Annotated in this window: 14 protein-coding genes; 4 read left to right on the forward strand and 10 right to left on the reverse strand. The window is 40.6% G+C overall.

The window, feature by feature from the left end:
* Positions 1-157 precede the first annotated feature (157 nt).
* The 3 genes from C1I38_RS04405 (at position 158) to C1I38_RS04415 (ending at position 1642) form a co-directional block, all read left to right on the forward strand.
* A complete protein-coding gene (locus C1I38_RS04405; RefSeq protein WP_119776163.1) occupies positions 158-1039 on the forward strand; it encodes a DUF3102 domain-containing protein in 882 nt (293 codons plus the stop codon).
* Positions 1040-1141: 102 nt separating this feature from the next.
* On the forward strand, positions 1142-1366 hold the full coding sequence (locus C1I38_RS04410; protein WP_020492989.1) for a DUF1659 domain-containing protein: 225 nt from the start codon (positions 1142-1144) through the stop codon (positions 1364-1366).
* Between the two features lie 36 nt (positions 1367-1402).
* Positions 1403-1642: a DUF2922 domain-containing protein gene (locus tag C1I38_RS04415; protein WP_026156625.1), complete on the forward strand. Its 240-nt coding sequence runs from the start codon at positions 1403-1405 to the stop codon at positions 1640-1642.
* Between the two features lie 269 nt (positions 1643-1911).
* Here C1I38_RS04415 and dinD read toward each other — a convergent pair whose 3' ends face one another.
* Both dinD and C1I38_RS04425 read right to left on the reverse strand, forming a co-directional pair.
* Positions 1912-2748 (reverse strand): DNA damage-inducible protein D, encoded by an 837-nt coding sequence (dinD, locus tag C1I38_RS04420; protein ID WP_119776161.1) that lies wholly within the window; start codon positions 2746-2748, stop codon positions 1912-1914.
* Positions 2749-2899: 151 nt separating this feature from the next.
* On the reverse strand, positions 2900-3832 hold the full coding sequence (locus C1I38_RS04425; RefSeq protein ID WP_119776160.1) for a YafY family protein: 933 nt from the start codon (positions 3830-3832) through the stop codon (positions 2900-2902).
* A 119-nt stretch (positions 3833-3951) separates the two neighbouring features.
* Here C1I38_RS04425 and C1I38_RS04430 point away from each other — a divergent pair, with 119 nt between their 5' ends.
* The gene (locus C1I38_RS04430) at positions 3952-4464 is read left to right on the forward strand and encodes an isochorismatase family cysteine hydrolase (protein WP_119776158.1); all 513 of its coding nucleotides are present in this window, start codon (positions 3952-3954) and stop codon (positions 4462-4464) included.
* Here C1I38_RS04430 and C1I38_RS04435 read toward each other — a convergent pair.
* From C1I38_RS04435 to C1I38_RS04480, 8 genes are all read right to left on the reverse strand, one after another.
* The gene (locus C1I38_RS04435; RefSeq protein WP_119776157.1) at positions 4453-5055 is read right to left on the reverse strand and encodes a class I SAM-dependent methyltransferase; all 603 of its coding nucleotides are present in this window, start codon (positions 5053-5055) and stop codon (positions 4453-4455) included. The genes C1I38_RS04430 and C1I38_RS04435 overlap by 12 nt on opposite strands.
* 78 nt (positions 5056-5133) lie before the next feature.
* Positions 5134-6183: a virulence RhuM family protein gene (locus tag C1I38_RS04440; RefSeq protein ID WP_119776155.1), complete on the reverse strand. Its 1050-nt coding sequence runs from the start codon at positions 6181-6183 to the stop codon at positions 5134-5136.
* Between the two features lie 352 nt (positions 6184-6535).
* The gene (locus tag C1I38_RS04445; protein WP_165904901.1) at positions 6536-7327 is read right to left on the reverse strand and encodes a PASTA domain-containing protein; all 792 of its coding nucleotides are present in this window, start codon (positions 7325-7327) and stop codon (positions 6536-6538) included.
* A gap of 637 nt (positions 7328-7964) precedes the next feature.
* Positions 7965-11315 carry a DEAD/DEAH box helicase family protein gene (locus C1I38_RS04460; protein ID WP_119776152.1) on the reverse strand — a complete coding sequence of 1117 codons (3351 nt, stop codon included), beginning with the start codon at positions 11313-11315 and terminating at the stop codon, positions 7965-7967.
* Positions 11316-11330: 15 nt separating this feature from the next.
* Positions 11331-12491 (reverse strand): restriction endonuclease subunit S, encoded by a 1161-nt coding sequence (locus tag C1I38_RS04465; protein WP_119776150.1) that lies wholly within the window; start codon positions 12489-12491, stop codon positions 11331-11333.
* Complete coding sequence (locus C1I38_RS04470; protein WP_119776149.1) at positions 12484-13953, reverse strand: class I SAM-dependent DNA methyltransferase; 1470 nt, start codon at positions 13951-13953, stop codon at positions 12484-12486. The genes C1I38_RS04465 and C1I38_RS04470 overlap by 8 nt, the downstream gene beginning before the upstream one ends.
* 221 nt (positions 13954-14174) lie before the next feature.
* Complete coding sequence (locus C1I38_RS04475) at positions 14175-14384, reverse strand: DUF429 domain-containing protein (protein ID WP_119776147.1); 210 nt, start codon at positions 14382-14384, stop codon at positions 14175-14177.
* Positions 14385-14482: 98 nt separating this feature from the next.
* Entirely contained in the window at positions 14483-16426 is a 1944-nt protein-coding gene (locus tag C1I38_RS04480; protein ID WP_119776145.1) for a P-loop NTPase fold protein, read from the reverse strand.
* Positions 16427-16634 lie beyond the last annotated feature (208 nt).

The following is a 16634-nucleotide window of genomic DNA, read 5'->3' on the forward strand; positions in this document are numbered from 1 at the left end:
TACCCTCTTATTTTTAATATATCATATTATCTGGTCCAAATTAAACGGTTGTCTTTTACTAAGTGTAAGCTTGCAAAAGATACTGCAATTTTTTTGTCACGCTTGTCAGGCTTATCCCATATGATGCCAATAAAATACAGGAAAGAGCGGTATCAATATGCGTGATTTACTGACAGAACGTACGCCGCCTGTGATAGCGGCTGAAATCAATACGATTAAACAACAAACCAATAAAATTCTGCTGACCAGCGCCGTCGAAGTAGGAAAACGTCTAAAGGAAGCCAAAGCGCTGCTGCCCTATGGAGAGTGGGGCAAATGGCTGGAGGAATCGGTAAGTTATTCTCAAAGAACTGCAGATAGGATGATGCAAATCTTCGATGAATATGGGGCTAAACTGCTTGTCCCATCCGAAGATCAGGAAATGTTAGATTCGTCACCGGTGACGAATCTAACCTACACCCAGGCCCTCATCCTTCTTGGGCTCCCGGTAGAGGAACGGGATGAGTTTATCGCTGAGAATGATGCAGGCAGCATGAGCAGCCGGCAGCTGCAACAGGCCGTATCTGTGAGAAACCAGGAGCTTGCCGGGAAAGAAGACGAAGACCTGCTGAAAGTCTGTGCTGAGCAAAAAGATAAAATCTCCAAATTATCCGATGAGCGTGATCAGGCGAAAAAAGAAGCTACAGATAACCTGCAAGCCGTCTGGGCCGAGCAGGGAAATGTATTGAAGCTGCAGCGGAAGCTTGACGTCCTGGAAAATGAAAATGATGCGGCCAAGCGCATCGCCGAGATAGAATACGAAAGCAGGCTCTTAAAACTCAACCTCTCCATGACCCAGGCGGACGCCCGCTTCGAGCTGATAGCCAAAGGATTCGAGGAACTCTTTATCGCCATCAAAGAAATGGCCGCAGCGGACCCGGATGCTTGCAAATTATATATCACCCATGCCAATCAGTTGATGTCTAAAGCGATGAACAAGTTAAAGCGCATCGAGAAAACGGCCATGACAGCTCCGAAAGCCCCGGAAAATCCTGAATAAAATTAATCTCTTTTCCTGAACCTCCAGAGAACAATGGGCATATACTAAAAAGGACATGCTCTTCGGACAAGCAGAAAACCAGGAAAAGAGGTAAGCTAAGCTATGACTTTAGTGGTAAACACGTTGGACTCCGTAATGGCGACCCGCTATCAGACAGGAACTACCGCCGGCGGCGCACCTGTTCTCCGGCAAAAAAGCCTGACCGGCGTTAAAGCAACGGCAACTGATCAGGACGTATACGATGTGGCTGTCGCTTTATCAAGCCTGGTGGATTATCCATTGACAGATATCCGCCGCCTAAAAATTTTTGAGCTGACCGATGAATAACCGACCGGAGAAAATAATTCCAGGTGGTGACAGAGCATGGCAATAACGAGCCAGAAAGTTTTAAGAATGGTATTTACGACCGTAGGTGGTAAGGCGTTTACCATTACCCTTCCCCAGCCAAAGGCAGGCCTTACGCTTGCCCAAGTCGGGACGGTCATGGACCTCATCATGGCAAAAAACATTTTTGCCACTTCCAGTGGGGATCTGACAAGCAAGAGAGATATTAAAGTGGTAGATACTACCACGGACGATCTCTACGATCCCCCCCAAGAATAAAATACTCCGGATAAGCTGTCCGGAGAGCATGGCTGGTTTCAAGGCATCATTTCGAGGGATTGGCGGCCGCAAGGCCGCCCTCGTACAACGAGCTTTACGTAATCGCCTTAATCACTCTTAGTTCGGCAATAAAACTTTACAAAATAACCCCGATGCAGAAACTGCAATCTGGATTCTTTGGCAATATAATCAGGCAGATTTGTTTGACCGGTCGCGATATATCGGAAATTTAGGTCTCACTGGCATCATGCAAGAGGCACGCGAGTTTCTTATTTTATCTCCATATCCCTACCCTTATGTTCCTTCTCAATTTGTTGAATGCTCTTCCCCGGTGTTGGCAAATCCTCCGGCATGGTTCCTCCCAATTCTTTAATCGTTTGCCTTACCTTTTGTCCTACTTGAAAATGAGTCTGATTGGCTTTATCTTTTCCTTTAACATTCTCTCTTCTCAATTTTTCATCTGTTTGAGTAGCTCGGAATAGATTTGCCGCTAATTCGGTGCTTCCCATATGGTCGAGTATTTTTTGGCTTTTCTTTAAGCCTTTGCGTTCATGGATTTCTTTCACCCCAAAGCCACCATACAATCCTTGGTACCCTTTATTTTGAAAAACCGCATAATCCTTTGCTTCAACAACGCCGGCCTCTTTTGCCGCCTCAGCTAAAGACTTATTATGAACTATCATCTCGTTGCGGATTGCTAAACGCTTCTGTTCTTCATTCAACTGATCATAGTTCTCAATTAATTCTTGCTGACGTGTCTTTACGGCAAAATAAGTTTGTCCAATTGCAATCACTTTTTTTCGAGAGTCTCCATTTTGAACAATTAAATAACATGCATAACGGGAAAGCATTATATCTTCTATCTCTCGTTCAGCACCTGAACCGATATCAACCATTTTGCGGATCTCCGCAAAATGGTCTGCAACAAGATAGCCGCTATTTTGGCAAGCGATCTTTGCACGCTCTATTACATCGGTAAAACTCCTCCATTGTTGATATTCCAATACAACCTTTAACTCTCTGGCATACCAAAACTCAATACCCTCTGTAGTCAAATGTTTGATAGCCTCAAAAGTTTTTTCAGAATAACTTTCAATCTCAGTCATATGAACTCTCCTCCTCTGAGACAATCACTAACGAACATATGTTCTAATGGTATTTTATACCACATTATTCAGCATGGCAAGAGAAATATTCGTTTTAGGGCTTTCTATGTACATTTGTTCTGATTGTGAATATGAGAATAGACTCCTTGTTCTAGCTTTCGTATAAGGTAGCTATAGCATGTATTCTACGCTTCATTTCTGTGCGGATATGTAACGGCTCTAAACACTCGCATTTATCCCCGAAACTGAAAAGAATATTGTAGTAGTATTCGTTCTCTATGAAAGGAAAACTAACAATGTAATGCTCATCACCGTGTGGCGAAAAGTGTTCATAAGTGCAATAATCAAGCACCCTGTCCATGACAGATTTATGAATACGAATTTTGATTTTTGTTTGCATCGTTGCCAAAATATCAGTGAAATCCAACTGCGGTTTTTGGTAATCTCGTGGCGTAAAAAATTCCTCTTGTATTTGTAGGTTTGATGTGCGGGATAGTTTGAATAAGCGAAAATCATTTCTTTTATGGCAATACCCTTGTAAGTACCAATGACTACTTTTCAATACAAGCTGATAAGGCTCGGCTGTTCGTGCGGTTTTATTTCCGTAGCGGTCTGCATATTCAAACGAAAGCAGCTTACTTTCCTGCAAAGCTGTTTTGATCATTTCTAAATAGGATTGTATGTTCCTGTTGCCCATCCACGGACTTAAATCGATATACATTTGATTTGCTTTTAATTCAATGTCTTTCGCTCTATCGGCGGGGATAAAACTCTTGACTTTCGCAAGGGCGTTTACCAGTTCATCCCCTCGTATCATGTTGGAAAGACTGGAAAGCCCCATCAAGATAGCGGAAAGGTCGGTAGTCGAAAAAACCTTTCTATCAATCTTGTATTTCTGCATGATTTCAAAGCCGCCGCCCACTCCCGATGTTGCGCGAACAGGAATACCCGCCAGGTTGATAGTGTCTATGTCGCGGTAGATTGTGCGGGGTGACACTTCAAACATATCTGCTAACTCCTGTGCGCCTATACGCTCTTTATCAAGGAGTATCATAATAATGCTAACAAGCCTGTCAACCTTCATCTGATAGCCGCCTTCAAAATTTCTTTTTATCATTATGGATTGTTGCCACACTGTTGTCAACAATTACACGGTACAATAAAATAGCAAACAAATCAATCTACCTATCAGGAGGAGACACTATGCAGAAAAAAGCCTTAGTCATCATTGATATTCAAAATGATATAACCAAGAATTATAAGGATATTATTGACAATATCAATAAAGCGATTGATTGGGCAGTCCATAATCATATTCATGTTATTTATATCAGGCATGAAAATTTGTCAGCCGGTACGCGGACTTTTAAAACCAATACATATGGGTCTGAATTAGCTTCAGACTTGAAAATAGTATCAAAAAATGTATTTACAAAATACAAAGGAAACGCCTTAAGCAGTGAAGAATTTACAGACTTTATTCGAAAAAATGAAATAGGTGATTTCTACATAACAGGAGCAGATGCTGCTCTATGTGTTAAATCAACCTGTTACAACTTATGCAAAGCAAATTATGGCGTTAATGTCCTATCCGATTGCATTACCAGTTATGATAAAAGGAAAATTGACGAAATGCTGCGCTATTATGAAAGTAAAGGCAGTAAAATCATTCGTTTAAATGACTTGTTATCGAATCACATCGATTCACTTGGATGAGCAAACATAAAAAGCAGTCTGGATCCCGGCGTCAATCACTTCCACATGTGAAAAAAAAGCTTTCATTTCGTCCGCCCCATGACGTACAAATTCAAAATAGTCGCCTCCTTCAGCCCATTCTGCAATGTCTGTAAGCAAGCGACGCTTCTGATTGTAATCATAAAAAAGAATTCGGCCGCGCGAAAGCCTGCTGGCCTCAGCATAAATCTTCTGACGCAAGCCGGAGCTCAGACCATGAAGGACATAAAAGGCAAGAACCAAGTCGAAGCTCTTTTCAGGGAAATCCAGCCCCTGGGTAACATCTGCCTGGACAAACGCGATCGATCGGTCTTGCGTCGACTTTTTAGCCGCCCGCAGCATACCATCGGAAAAATCCACGCCGGTTCCAAGATAACCCCTTTCTGCCAGGGAATATAATAATGCCCCTGTGCCGCAGCCAATATCGAGTACTTTGCCAGCAGAGGGAATTTGAAACAAATCATCGTAACAGTTAATAAGCGAGCGATAGTCTTTTACTTGCTGACGGAAATACCAATTATAGATCGGTGCAATTCGATTAAATACCGAGGCATGTTTTACAAGTTCCTCCATAGGATTACTCCTTTAAAACTCATATTTGCCATAAGACCAAAACATAATATTTAAATCGTTCCCCTGAGCATCGGTTACTCACTGCTTGCTTTTTTCTTCTAACATATCCAGCTGTGCTAAAAATCTGTCATAGTCACTTTCAAACAATCTGTCTTGAATGACACGATATTTTTCAAATTCGCTTAGTGCGTGCTGCTCGGCTATTTGCGCGGATATTTTTCCTGCGTTTGTTAAGAGTTCGTTTCCGTCAGCCTGAAGAATTAAGTCAAGATGTTTTGCCCAATCTTCCATTGTCATTGGAATATGTCCCATGGTACGGCGTTCAGCCAAATCAAGATACGCTGACACGATGAGTTCAAGCGAATGCAATTCTTCTTCTGATAAATAATTTTTTGCCACAACAACATCGTTGGGCTGGATTTTCCCTTGTGGCGCGTCATTCCAAGTAGTCAAACCCATATGCTTTTTTTGGGCGTCTGCTCGATTATATATAACTTCGGCTGCAGTGTTACCGTGAACGGCAAAGTGTAACTTGTTTTGTACCTTTGCGAAAAAATCCCGTGTAGTTTTTGCTGTGCTATCATAATCAAGACTTGTTGCATAAATGTCGGTTATTTTCTGATAGAACCGACGTTCGCTCATACGTATTTCTCGAATTTTTTCAAGTTGTCGGTCAAAATATTCCTGTGTGAGGATTGTTCCGCCATGTTTTAGACGTTCCTCATCCATAACCCAACCTTGAATGGTATAATTCTTCACAATCTGATTTGCCCATTTGCGGAATTGAACAGCTCGCTCGTTGTTGACTTTAAAACCCACTGCTATTATTGCCTGAAGATTATAATGGTTTGTATTATATTTTTTTTTGTCTGCAGCAGTTATTAAGTATTTCTTAATAACTGAATCAGGTTCGAGCTCGCGGTCATCAAAAATCTTTCTTAAATGTTGGTTAATTGCTGCAACACTCACCTCATACAATGTAGCCATCATTTTTTGCGTAATCCAAATATTTTCATCCTGATAGCGAACTTCAAAACTTTGTTCATTATCGCCTGTTGCTGCGATAAATGTCAGATATTCAGCTGCACTGGAGCGGATTGTGATTTCGGTATACTTTTTCTTTGTCATGGGTTTTGTATCCTCCGCTTTTATGTTTCAAGTTCACCTGTATCAACTGTAATCCGACACCAATTTCATCGGGATTCATAGTAACCTTGCAAATAGCACATCTATGTCCATTATATACGAACGTACGTTCTTGGTCAACCAATTAATCCCATAAGCAAATGCAGTCATGTTTATCCTCCAAGCTAACCTGATTATATAAAGTGGTCGAATTCGACCACTTTATACTTTGACTGTCAGGCCTTAACAAAAACCACTCACTCTTTTTTATATCACTTAATAATCTAATATTTTTGAACAATACTATTTTATGCGAAAAGCGCATGCATTCAATATCAAAGCTATTTAATGTCCACTATTCTTCACTCTCATCTGAACTCACCTTTTTCTTTGTGAACGGATTTTTAATATTTTTAGCAATATTCTTAGGTGCATCGACAGTGCCTGTGTAAATTTCTTTTGTAACGTCTTTGGTAACCTTACCGATTTTACCGAACGTCTCTTGCCTATCTTTTTCCTTTTTATCTTTTATTGACGTACTCTCCAATATCACTTCTTCATTGAGATAATAGAGCCAAACGCGATCGCCAGACTTTAACTTGGAACCGATTTTTTGATCATTTGGATAAGTAAATCGAGTTACCTGACCATCTTCTTTACCGATGAAACTCAAATGTGGTTTTTCTAATTTTTCAGTGACTTTCAGCCCTAAGCCCTCAAGGTCTTCGCGTGCCTCATAGATATTAAGCCCAATGATTCTTGGAACTTGAAATTCTTGAACCACATTTCCTAATAGATTTTTACTCTTATCGATTACTTCTTGCGTGAGATAGTAAACCTTTACTGTCGTCCCTGGATCTACCCGCGATCCAAATCTTGGTTCAGAATGCATCACATCGTTTTCACTTTCATATGCATACGCTAAACTAGGATTTGCGATAGCTGATATTGGCGTCAAGTTAAGTTCATCTTTTAGAACACGTAACGCTTCGTCAACATGAACATCTTTTAAATCAGGAATTTTAACGAGGTTCATCTGCTTTTGCACAATTTCAGTTCCAATTTTTGCCCCCAAATTCAAAACATCTGGAGCCATTATTTTAGCTACTTCTTTTCCAGCCTTAATTACTCCCTTTTGCCAAACCATTTTTTCACCCTCCATTTATTATCAATATTAAATTATTACTCTTTTACAAATCTCACGCGCCTGCCATATAAATTTGCTATACTGTCTGCCCGTTGTTTGAGTTCCTGGATCAGGCTATCCGGGCTAATAACTCTGGCCATCACACCAAATTGGAAAAGCCAAAATAGACTTTCCCAAAGCGATCAATAATAACGCCAGCAAGTGAGTTATCAAACTGGATCTTAACGTGTTGTTCTTCACCATTAAACATGCCGAAGACCTATATTTTTAACTATTTCTTCCTTAATTTTCATAATCCTCTAATTTCTCGACACAAAATTTTCCTATTTCAAAAGGCATAACCTATTTCTAAGTTATGCCAGAAACAATTTCTACTACATTAATTTATTGCAACTTTTTTGCTGTTATCTATGAGGACGAACCATTTCCCGCTATTATACAGCTCTTTTGAAATCTCAAAAACCTTACTTTCAACGGTTGTTATTCCAGGGTTTAAGTCACTTAATATTTTACCGTTGTTATCACCTCCCTTCGGAGGAAATGCCAACCGCCCTGTAGCCATCTGTTGTAGAAATATTATACCATATATTTACATAATCTTGGACATTTTATCACATATAGCAAACATCGTCAGAATCTAACCTATTACCTTCACTGCGTTATCCTTAATCGATGTAACCGCTTCTACAATTCGCTTTTGCTTAGCACCATCAAAAAGTTTGATAAAACTCTGTGGTTTGTCAAAAGGCGGTTTCATCAGTTCCGATACACTATCAATATAACCGTTTTGTACAATGTGATTCACGATCTTTTTAACAAAGACAGTCTGGGAATGGTTTAAAGACTGGTCATTAATGAATTCAGAAAAGGCAGCAACTGCAGCTTCATACTCCATCTTGGCGATTTTTCGGACCAGCAAGCCAAACGGAGTATCTTGGTATTCCCTCTTATAATCCTCAGCCGTGCCCAGTTCACCGGTCAAGATATGTTCTAAGCTTTGGTAATCTTTGGTTGTCAGTTGGATATTATTCCTTAATTTATATATAGCAATATGGTCTTTGTGCTGCTCAATATAGCGGTTCACCTTGAGCTTATAGTCTTTAAAATCATAGGCCGGGCCTAAGGGATCTCCTTCTTTGACCATCAGGATATCATCCTTGAGATTCGTATAGATGGGGTTCTTATTGGGGCCATCATCAAACAGAAACTTGATTAAATCGCGAAGCTCCACTCTCACCTTTTCAAAGTTGACGCTATCGGATGTTTCCCAGAATTCGTCGGTGGTAGTGGTATGGATGAGTTCGACTTTCTCTTTGATCTGGGCAATCGTCATTCGCTTACCTAACTTAATACAAATAATAATGAGCTCTTTTTTACCCTTTTGAAACTGTCCCAGACCTTCGATCTGAGCAATCATGAGCCCATATATTAAGTTGTCAAAGCGTTTAGCATATTCGTCTAAATCATCCAGATAAACAATTGGGGCCAAATATTGGGTAAGATCATGCTTATCACGATCAGACAGACAGATAAAAGCCTCTTGCTGTTTATATTTCTCCACGTATTGGAGCTGTAATTTTACAGACACCAATTCCGGATTCAGTGCGTTAATTTGATTTAACACGGTCTGAATCAGGCTGTTTCGGATTTCCTGGTAAGGTGCATCGATAAAGGCAGATTGTTGGAGAAGATGGATCAAGCGAATTCTTTTTGCAAAGATCACTTCGGAAAGGCTTGGCGACTCGCTTCCAATTAAGCCATCTTTATTGGTTCGGAAAAATTCAAAGTTCCCCAAGTAATCAAAAATCAGAAAATACGTCTTATCCTGATTTTCACCAAAGAGATTGGGACAAAGCCTGGTTCCCCGGCCAATCATCTGCCAGAACTTTATTTTCGAGCGCACACGCTTAAAAAATACGAGGTTGAGGATTTCCGGCACATCGATACCGGTATCCAGCATGTCCACCGATACAGCAATATGTGGATCTCTTGCCGCGATTTTAAAATCAATGATGAGGGTTTGTGCATAGCTGTCATCACAAACGATTCGCTTCGCAAAGCTCCCATGATATTGGGGATAGAGTTTATTAAATCGCTCGATGATATATTGCGCGTGCATTTTGTTTTGAGCAAAAATAATGGTTTTCCCGAGACGATCCCCACCTGCAACCTTTAGCCCTTTGATCATCAGATCTTCAAGGACGGTATCGACGGTAGACTGGTTAAAGATAAAATCATTGATCGCCGGAGACGGTATAAAATCAGGCATCTCCCCGTCCTCATCGGTAAAATCCTCTTCAAAACGGGCCTTGTCTTCTTCGGGAAGGTCATCATAAGCGATCCCTTCCTCCAGAAACCTCGTTTTGACTTCGATATTATGATAGGGCACGAGTACATGGTCCGTCTCCACAGCCGTTTCATAGTCATAGGCGTAAGTAGGAACGCCTCTTTCCATTTCAAAAAAGTCGTAGGTGTTATGGTCAACCTCTGTTCTTGGCGTAGCCGTAAGTCCGACCAGGAAAGCATCAAAATATTCAAAGATCGCCCGGTATTTTTTAAAGATACTGCGATGGGCTTCATCAATGATAATCAAATCAAAATGAGCCGGGGTAAATAACCGCTGCCCCTCCTCGGTCTTCGCTGAATTGATAGAATTCAGCATCGTCGGATAAGTGGAAAAGACGATGCGGGAACTCTTATCTTCTTTGTTGCTCTGGAGGTTGCACAGCGACATATCCGGAAGATACGTCTTAAAGTCATCCTTCGCCTGTTTCACCAAGGCTGTACGATCCGCTAAAAATAAGATATTGGTGACATAGCCGCCACGAGATAAGACATCGGTTAAGCTGGAAGCTGTCCTGGTCTTCCCTGTTCCGGTGGCCATGACCAATAAGGATCGGCGGTGTCCAGTTTCGATATTCTCACAAACCGCGCGGATGGCCTCTTTTTGGTAATAGCGGTCGGTAATTTTATCGTCAATTACGATCTCATTTAAGGATTTGCGTTCCTGGCGGCGGTTCATGAGCTTTTCCAAATCCGCTTTGGCAAATACCCCGCTCACCTTTCGCTGGGGCGAAGTAACATCATCCCAAAGATAGGTCTCAAAGCCATTGGTGATAAACATCATCGGCCTTCTGCCGGTCATTTTCTCCAGGCAATCAGCATAAAGCTTGGCCTGCTGGGTGCCGATCTTGGGATCTTTGGAAGTCCGTTTGGCCTCAATGACAGCCAGTGGCAAACCGTCTTTACCGTAAAGCACGTAGTCGGCGTAACCTTTGCCTTCCGGGTTAGGCATACCAACAAGTTCTACTTCTTCTCGGACATCGTCGCCGAATACCCATCCCAAGAGCTTTAAATCTACATCAATATATTTTTTGCGGGTTAGGAATTCGGAGATATCTTCAGGATTAAACTGCCGTTCTTCCTTATGCTGCTGCTTATCTGCAGTAAGCTGACTGCTCAAGCCGGCAATCTGCGCCCGCAAGGCTTGGATTTCCGAATCCTTTTGCTCAATCAGGCTTTCTTTTTCCTTAATCCTGGTTTCATCGATGATGATCTTTTCGCCTGGGATCTTGGTTTCCTCAAAAGACCGTTCTTCATATTGTGCGCCATAGCAATAATCGATCCATTGCACAAATTCAAACAAGGATGCTAAAGAAAGAATCGCATCACTGCGGCTGATCGCTTTTTCCGTGTGTACGGCAAGGTTGCCGAGTTTAATAATGTAGGGCAGCTTATTCCAGGTGATATTGTCCACTGCAAAACGAAAAGTCGGTTCGTGAATGAGTGCCTGCAAATTATCCTTATACGGCATGGAGATGGTGTTATCCGCAGAATATACCCATTTGACCGCCAGCTCAAAGGCCTTGCGACTGCCTACTGCCGCCATGGCCGGAGAGGTAGTCAGTACCCGTTCCGCTTCGATACAGGCTGGGGCGAAGAGTTGATATTCTTTTTGACCTTCTAGGAATTCAAAGTTTGCAGGCATCTATATCACCTCGGATTAATCAAAATACTGGCTCATTAGGCTGTCTAAGAGGTATTGGGTTTCGTCGATGACTTTTTTGACAAGGGCTTTTTGTTCTTCGATTTTGGTGACGATGGAGGCGAATTGAGTTTGGAGAGTAAGTGGTGGAAGTATTATTGATAGATTTTTTGTCTGTTCTGCATTTAAGTGTGGTTGAGCTGCTCTTCTTGTTAAAGGCTTTACAACCAATTCCAGAAATTTAGTATTAATCAACTCGTTGAAATATATCGGATTTAACAACTTGGAATTTAGTGTCAATATCAAGTCATACCCTGCATATTGCCCAATAAATTTCCCATCAATAACACAAGTATCACCCGTATTTACTCCACTTCTAACTATAATTATATCTCCAGCTTTTAGCTTACACTTACTTATTTTTTTTGCTTCATTTTCTGATATAGACTTCATATCTTCCTCTATGATTCTGCCAAACTTAATGTTTGTTGCCCTTATAAAGCAATATCCATAATCTGAAAATATCGGAGGCGTGCTAGTTCCATACTTGATTTCATCCAGTAATTCATATAAAAATTTTTGTATCCACCCCTTCTCATTCGTCACAGGATCCCCAAACATATCATAAAAGACTGACTTGATAAGCCCATCCAACTCTGCAAGCTGCTGTTTGCGCATGCTAAGCAGCTCTGAAGCGGTTTCTAAAGTTTTGGCGATTTGCTTTTGGGTTTCGAGGGGTGGGAGAGGGAGTTCTACAGCTTTTAAAATTGCAGCAGAAATATTAGGTTGTGCACCACCAACTCCCATTTTTATAAAGTCATTTCGTTTACTATTTAGAAAATAGTATAAATAGGAACTATCAACTTTATCATTTGGAAAAAAAGCAGCGCATGCCTGATTCGTAGATGCTTTGATGGCTAGAATTGAACAAGCGCCAATTGTTGCACCATACATTGCAACTAGCACTGTATTTATTGGAAATATTTTTGCTGAACTATTTTTTAGTCCCTCTTCTGTTATGACACCTTCAACTTTTAAAATATATTTTTCTTTCAGATCGCCTGTTCGTACCCATGGAATAATTCCATTTTCATAATACTCAGGCTTACTTTTAAGTGGTGTCCCTCCAGAAGTTATTTTAAAAATATCCCCAAGCTTTACCATTTCCCACTTACTCACCAATAAGCCCCCTCAATTCCTCCATCTTAGAAGAAATATCCATGGTAAGCTCATCCAACCGCGCCATAATAACGTCCGGCGCATCATATTCTACTTTTTCATAAACAACCTCTTTATAACGGTTGATGGACAAATCATAATCATTTGCTGCTATCGCAGACTTCTCCACAAAAAAGCTCTGCTCCGTAGGTTTCCGATCTACCTCCCCTTCAAGGTTATGGTAACGTGCTAGGATATCCGGAATATCATTGGCTTCTACCGGTGTTCGCTTATCGTCTAAGGAGTAACCGTCTGCTTTCATATCATAGAACCAAACCTTTTCCGTTCCCCCTGCCCCGGTCTTCGTAAAGACCAGAACAGCGGTGCTCACTCCGGCATAGGGTTTAAATACACCGCTCGGCATAGAAATAACCGCCTGAAGCTGATGATTTTCAACCAGTTCCATTCGTAATGCTTTATGGGCCTTCGTGCTTCCGAATAATACCCCATCGGGAACAATACAGGAGCAACGACCGCCTTTGCGTAACATCCGTAAAAATAAGGCCACAAAAAGCAGCTCTGTCTTCTTGGTGCTGCAGACCGCTTTGAGGTTATCATTTATGCTCTCTTCATCGACTGTTCCGGTAAAAGGCGGATTCGCCAGGACGATATCATAGGCAGAAGCAATACTGTTCTGCTTGGAAACGCTGTCTACATAATCAATATGTGGTTGAGTAATCGAGTGCAGCATCAGGTTCATCGCAGAGAGGCGCAGCATGGTCCGATCCGTATCAAAGCCGGTAAACATATCCCCGCCGAAATGCTTCCATTGTTCACTGCTCATTTCAGCCTCAAAATTTTCCCGGATGTACTCGGCGCATGATACGAGAAAACCTGCCGTCCCACAGGCAGGGTCACAGATTTTATCGTCCGGAGTTGGGGCTAAGAGCCGGACCATCATATCCCGGATCTGTTTGGGTGTCCTGAACTGACCATTGGTACCAGCCTGAGAAAGCTTACCGAGCATATACTCATAAACATCGCCCTGCATGTCCAGATCCTTAATATCGTGTTCATAAAGTTCATCCAGGCCGGTAATAATCTTCTGCAATACCTGAGGGGTCGGAATTAAGAACATAGCATCCTGCATATAACGCGAAAAGGCAGATTGGCTTTCCCCATTCATCGTTTTTATAAACGGAAATACCTTCGTCCCGACAATGTCATAAATGATCCGTGAATCCTTGGTTTTAAATTTGCTCCAGCGCATATCCTGCCCTTCATCAGTCTGAGGGAAGATCTTCTTTAGAGATTCACCACTTAGATTTTCCGCGCTTTCTATTTCCAATTCCTTTTCGTCTAACGAACGGATAAACATTAAATACGTAAGTTGTTCAATAACGGTTAGAGGATTAGTTATTCCTCCGGCCCACATATCGGTCCAGATCTTGTCCACCTTGTTGCGAATATTTCCTGTTAACATATGTTAGCTCCTATTCAGCTTGATTTTAAATGCTACGAAATGACCTTTTAAGATATTCTTCATCGGAAATATATTTCCTTTTTATCGTTAACGGTTTTAGATTATCGGGCATATCATTTGCATAAGTAATCCACTCTTGTCCATCATCGGATTTTCAGGTATGGTATAAAACCCATTCTCCTGTCCGATCATTCCGCAAACCGCCAGACAAAGCGCATCGATCACATCATCGTTTTCTTGCGATAAGGCACATCGGCTAAAATTTTTTCGACAACGCGCCTGGCCTCGGGATAATATCGCTGTAAGACGTCAAGCCGTTTTTGTTCGCCTTCCTTCGTCCGTTTGTTTTCGATAATCGGCTGATTTTTGTTAAGTTTGGCAAAACAGAGCTCCGGATGACTTTCCACCAGTCTCTTCCTCCAAACGCGAATTTAAAACCTCAGATTATAATAGAAAGTTCCCAACACGACAGGATAAGTCGGTCATAAACATTAGATGAAGTTGAAATAACAGAAATTATTTACTCGCATTATCTATTTGACAGCTCTTGATCTTTTTCCGTGCATTTAGATGCAATCAATTCCTCAACTGCTTGAATAAATCCTTCTGTATGCAACACTGCAAAAGTTTTTTTCTTCATTTGAGAATCTTGAATCTGTTCTTTTAATAAATCCCTTAGTTTAGAAAATCCTTTCAGACTCTCTTCAATCTGAATATCTGATGATTCAATATTACATTTCCACATATCTTTAAAATAGTGAACAAACAGCTTCTTTCCAGTATTATTATCCTGAGCAAACGCTTGCGCTGTAACTATAGCCATTTCTTCATCAAATATATTAAACCTTTTATTTTGAATGATAACGAAAGATGAAGATGCAAACTCTTTCATTTTTCCAATGTATAGTTTTCTATTCTTGAAAAACATCAATCCATCACTAAGCGCAAAATCAGAAATAAGCTTATATGTACCCCATTCTTCATCAGTAAAATGTTCCTTATTGTCATCTCTAATAACATGAAATAATATTTGGCCTTCTGGCAATACCTCTTTAAGGCTCTCTATGCGCTTACCGACTCCTCCCTGAACTTTATCCCAATCTATCTCTACAGGAAAGGAGTATCCGTAGTATCTTGCCCAACTGCTATTCTCAATAAAAAGAACATAGTCATCTAAAGTCAAGCTACCCTCATATGCGCTATTAAGAAAATCTCCAAAGCCCTTATCGATTATCTCTTCGTCAACATCCATTATCCGATTAACTTTTATAATCTCACATGGCTTTTGGGCTTCTTTGCGTTTCTTTATGATTTCAATCTCGTGCGATATAGCATCCCCATTCCAAACACCATGAAGTATCCATTGTTTTACAGCACTAAACATATATTGTTCTTGAAAAACTGGGTATAGCTTACGCACTTCTCCATCAGAAAAAAGAGTACCGTAATGACCGTCTTTAGCAATATCTGCTTTATATGAAATCACATATGCTGCAAAACTATAAAACCAGTCAGCAATATCTTCAAATTCATTATCATACAATATACTATATACACGATAAAAATCACTTATTGCACATTTTAAACTTCTGATGTTATGGGTTCTTCTCCAGGGTTGCTCCATTCCTTTTTCAGTCTGCTTTCCGCCATATCCAAAAGTATTTCTATCAGGTGCAAATAATTCTAATAGACCTTCTTCACACCTTTCCACGAATGCGTTATATTCACTGTCCTTATATTTCATACCTTTAATAATGGCATGTACTATTTCAGGGTAATCCGGCAAATATTGCACAGTTCTCTGAATGATTTTTTCCTTGATTTCTGTGTATGAAATCTCTCCCTGTTCCATTTGAGGGGGCATATTGATTGTCAAAGTGGCTTTTTTCTCATTTGACTCGACTTTGCTTTTTTTAGAAGAAACAAACTGTATTTCGGCAGTTATTTGAGTTGATTCCTGTTTAGTTATAATCTTCTCTTGATTTGCAACAATGATCGTGTGATACTTTTGATTTTCGCAATAATCATTAATAATGCCCAACACGTCTACACTACTCATTCGACAACGTTCTAAATCATCAAAAACAAGTATTACTGATTTGTCTTCCATTTTCTTGCTAAATGGGAAGAAAGCAGTCACATCTGTAGAAGCGATACCCCTAACCTTTTCCGGAAGAAATGCCAATTTTTTAATGATCTCTTTAACCTCAGCAACTTTTTTAGTAACTCCATCAATACCCTTAACTTTGCAATATTCTTGTATCCATGCATTCTTAACAGCATTATGTATTTCTTCAGGTGAAGATATGCCAAACAATGTTACTCGAAGAACTACTGCCTCATCCTTAAGCGCATCTTTTAATTCATGCTCTATAAGATATGTTTTTCCACATCCCCATTCTCCAGTTAGTAGTAAAGCACCTACAGGCTCGATTTCTCTGCAATAGTATAATAATTCATCTATTGTGTTCATAGTGTTATCTCACTTCCGAAATTTAATCATCACGTTTTCCGATATTCAGCCAGTGCCATATTATCATTGGTAGTTCGCGTTTTGATTTTATACCCTGTATCTTCCGGAGCGTGGGCGACGAAGGGAAGCGTTGCCTATACCAAAGAACTACCGAAGATGATTTATAATTTGTCTATTGTACTAAATTATTTTATCAATTCCGCTTTCA

The sequence above is a fragment of the Dehalobacter sp. 12DCB1 genome (assembly GCF_004343605.1).
In the GTDB taxonomy this organism is placed as follows: domain Bacteria; phylum Bacillota; class Desulfitobacteriia; order Desulfitobacteriales; family Syntrophobotulaceae; genus Dehalobacter.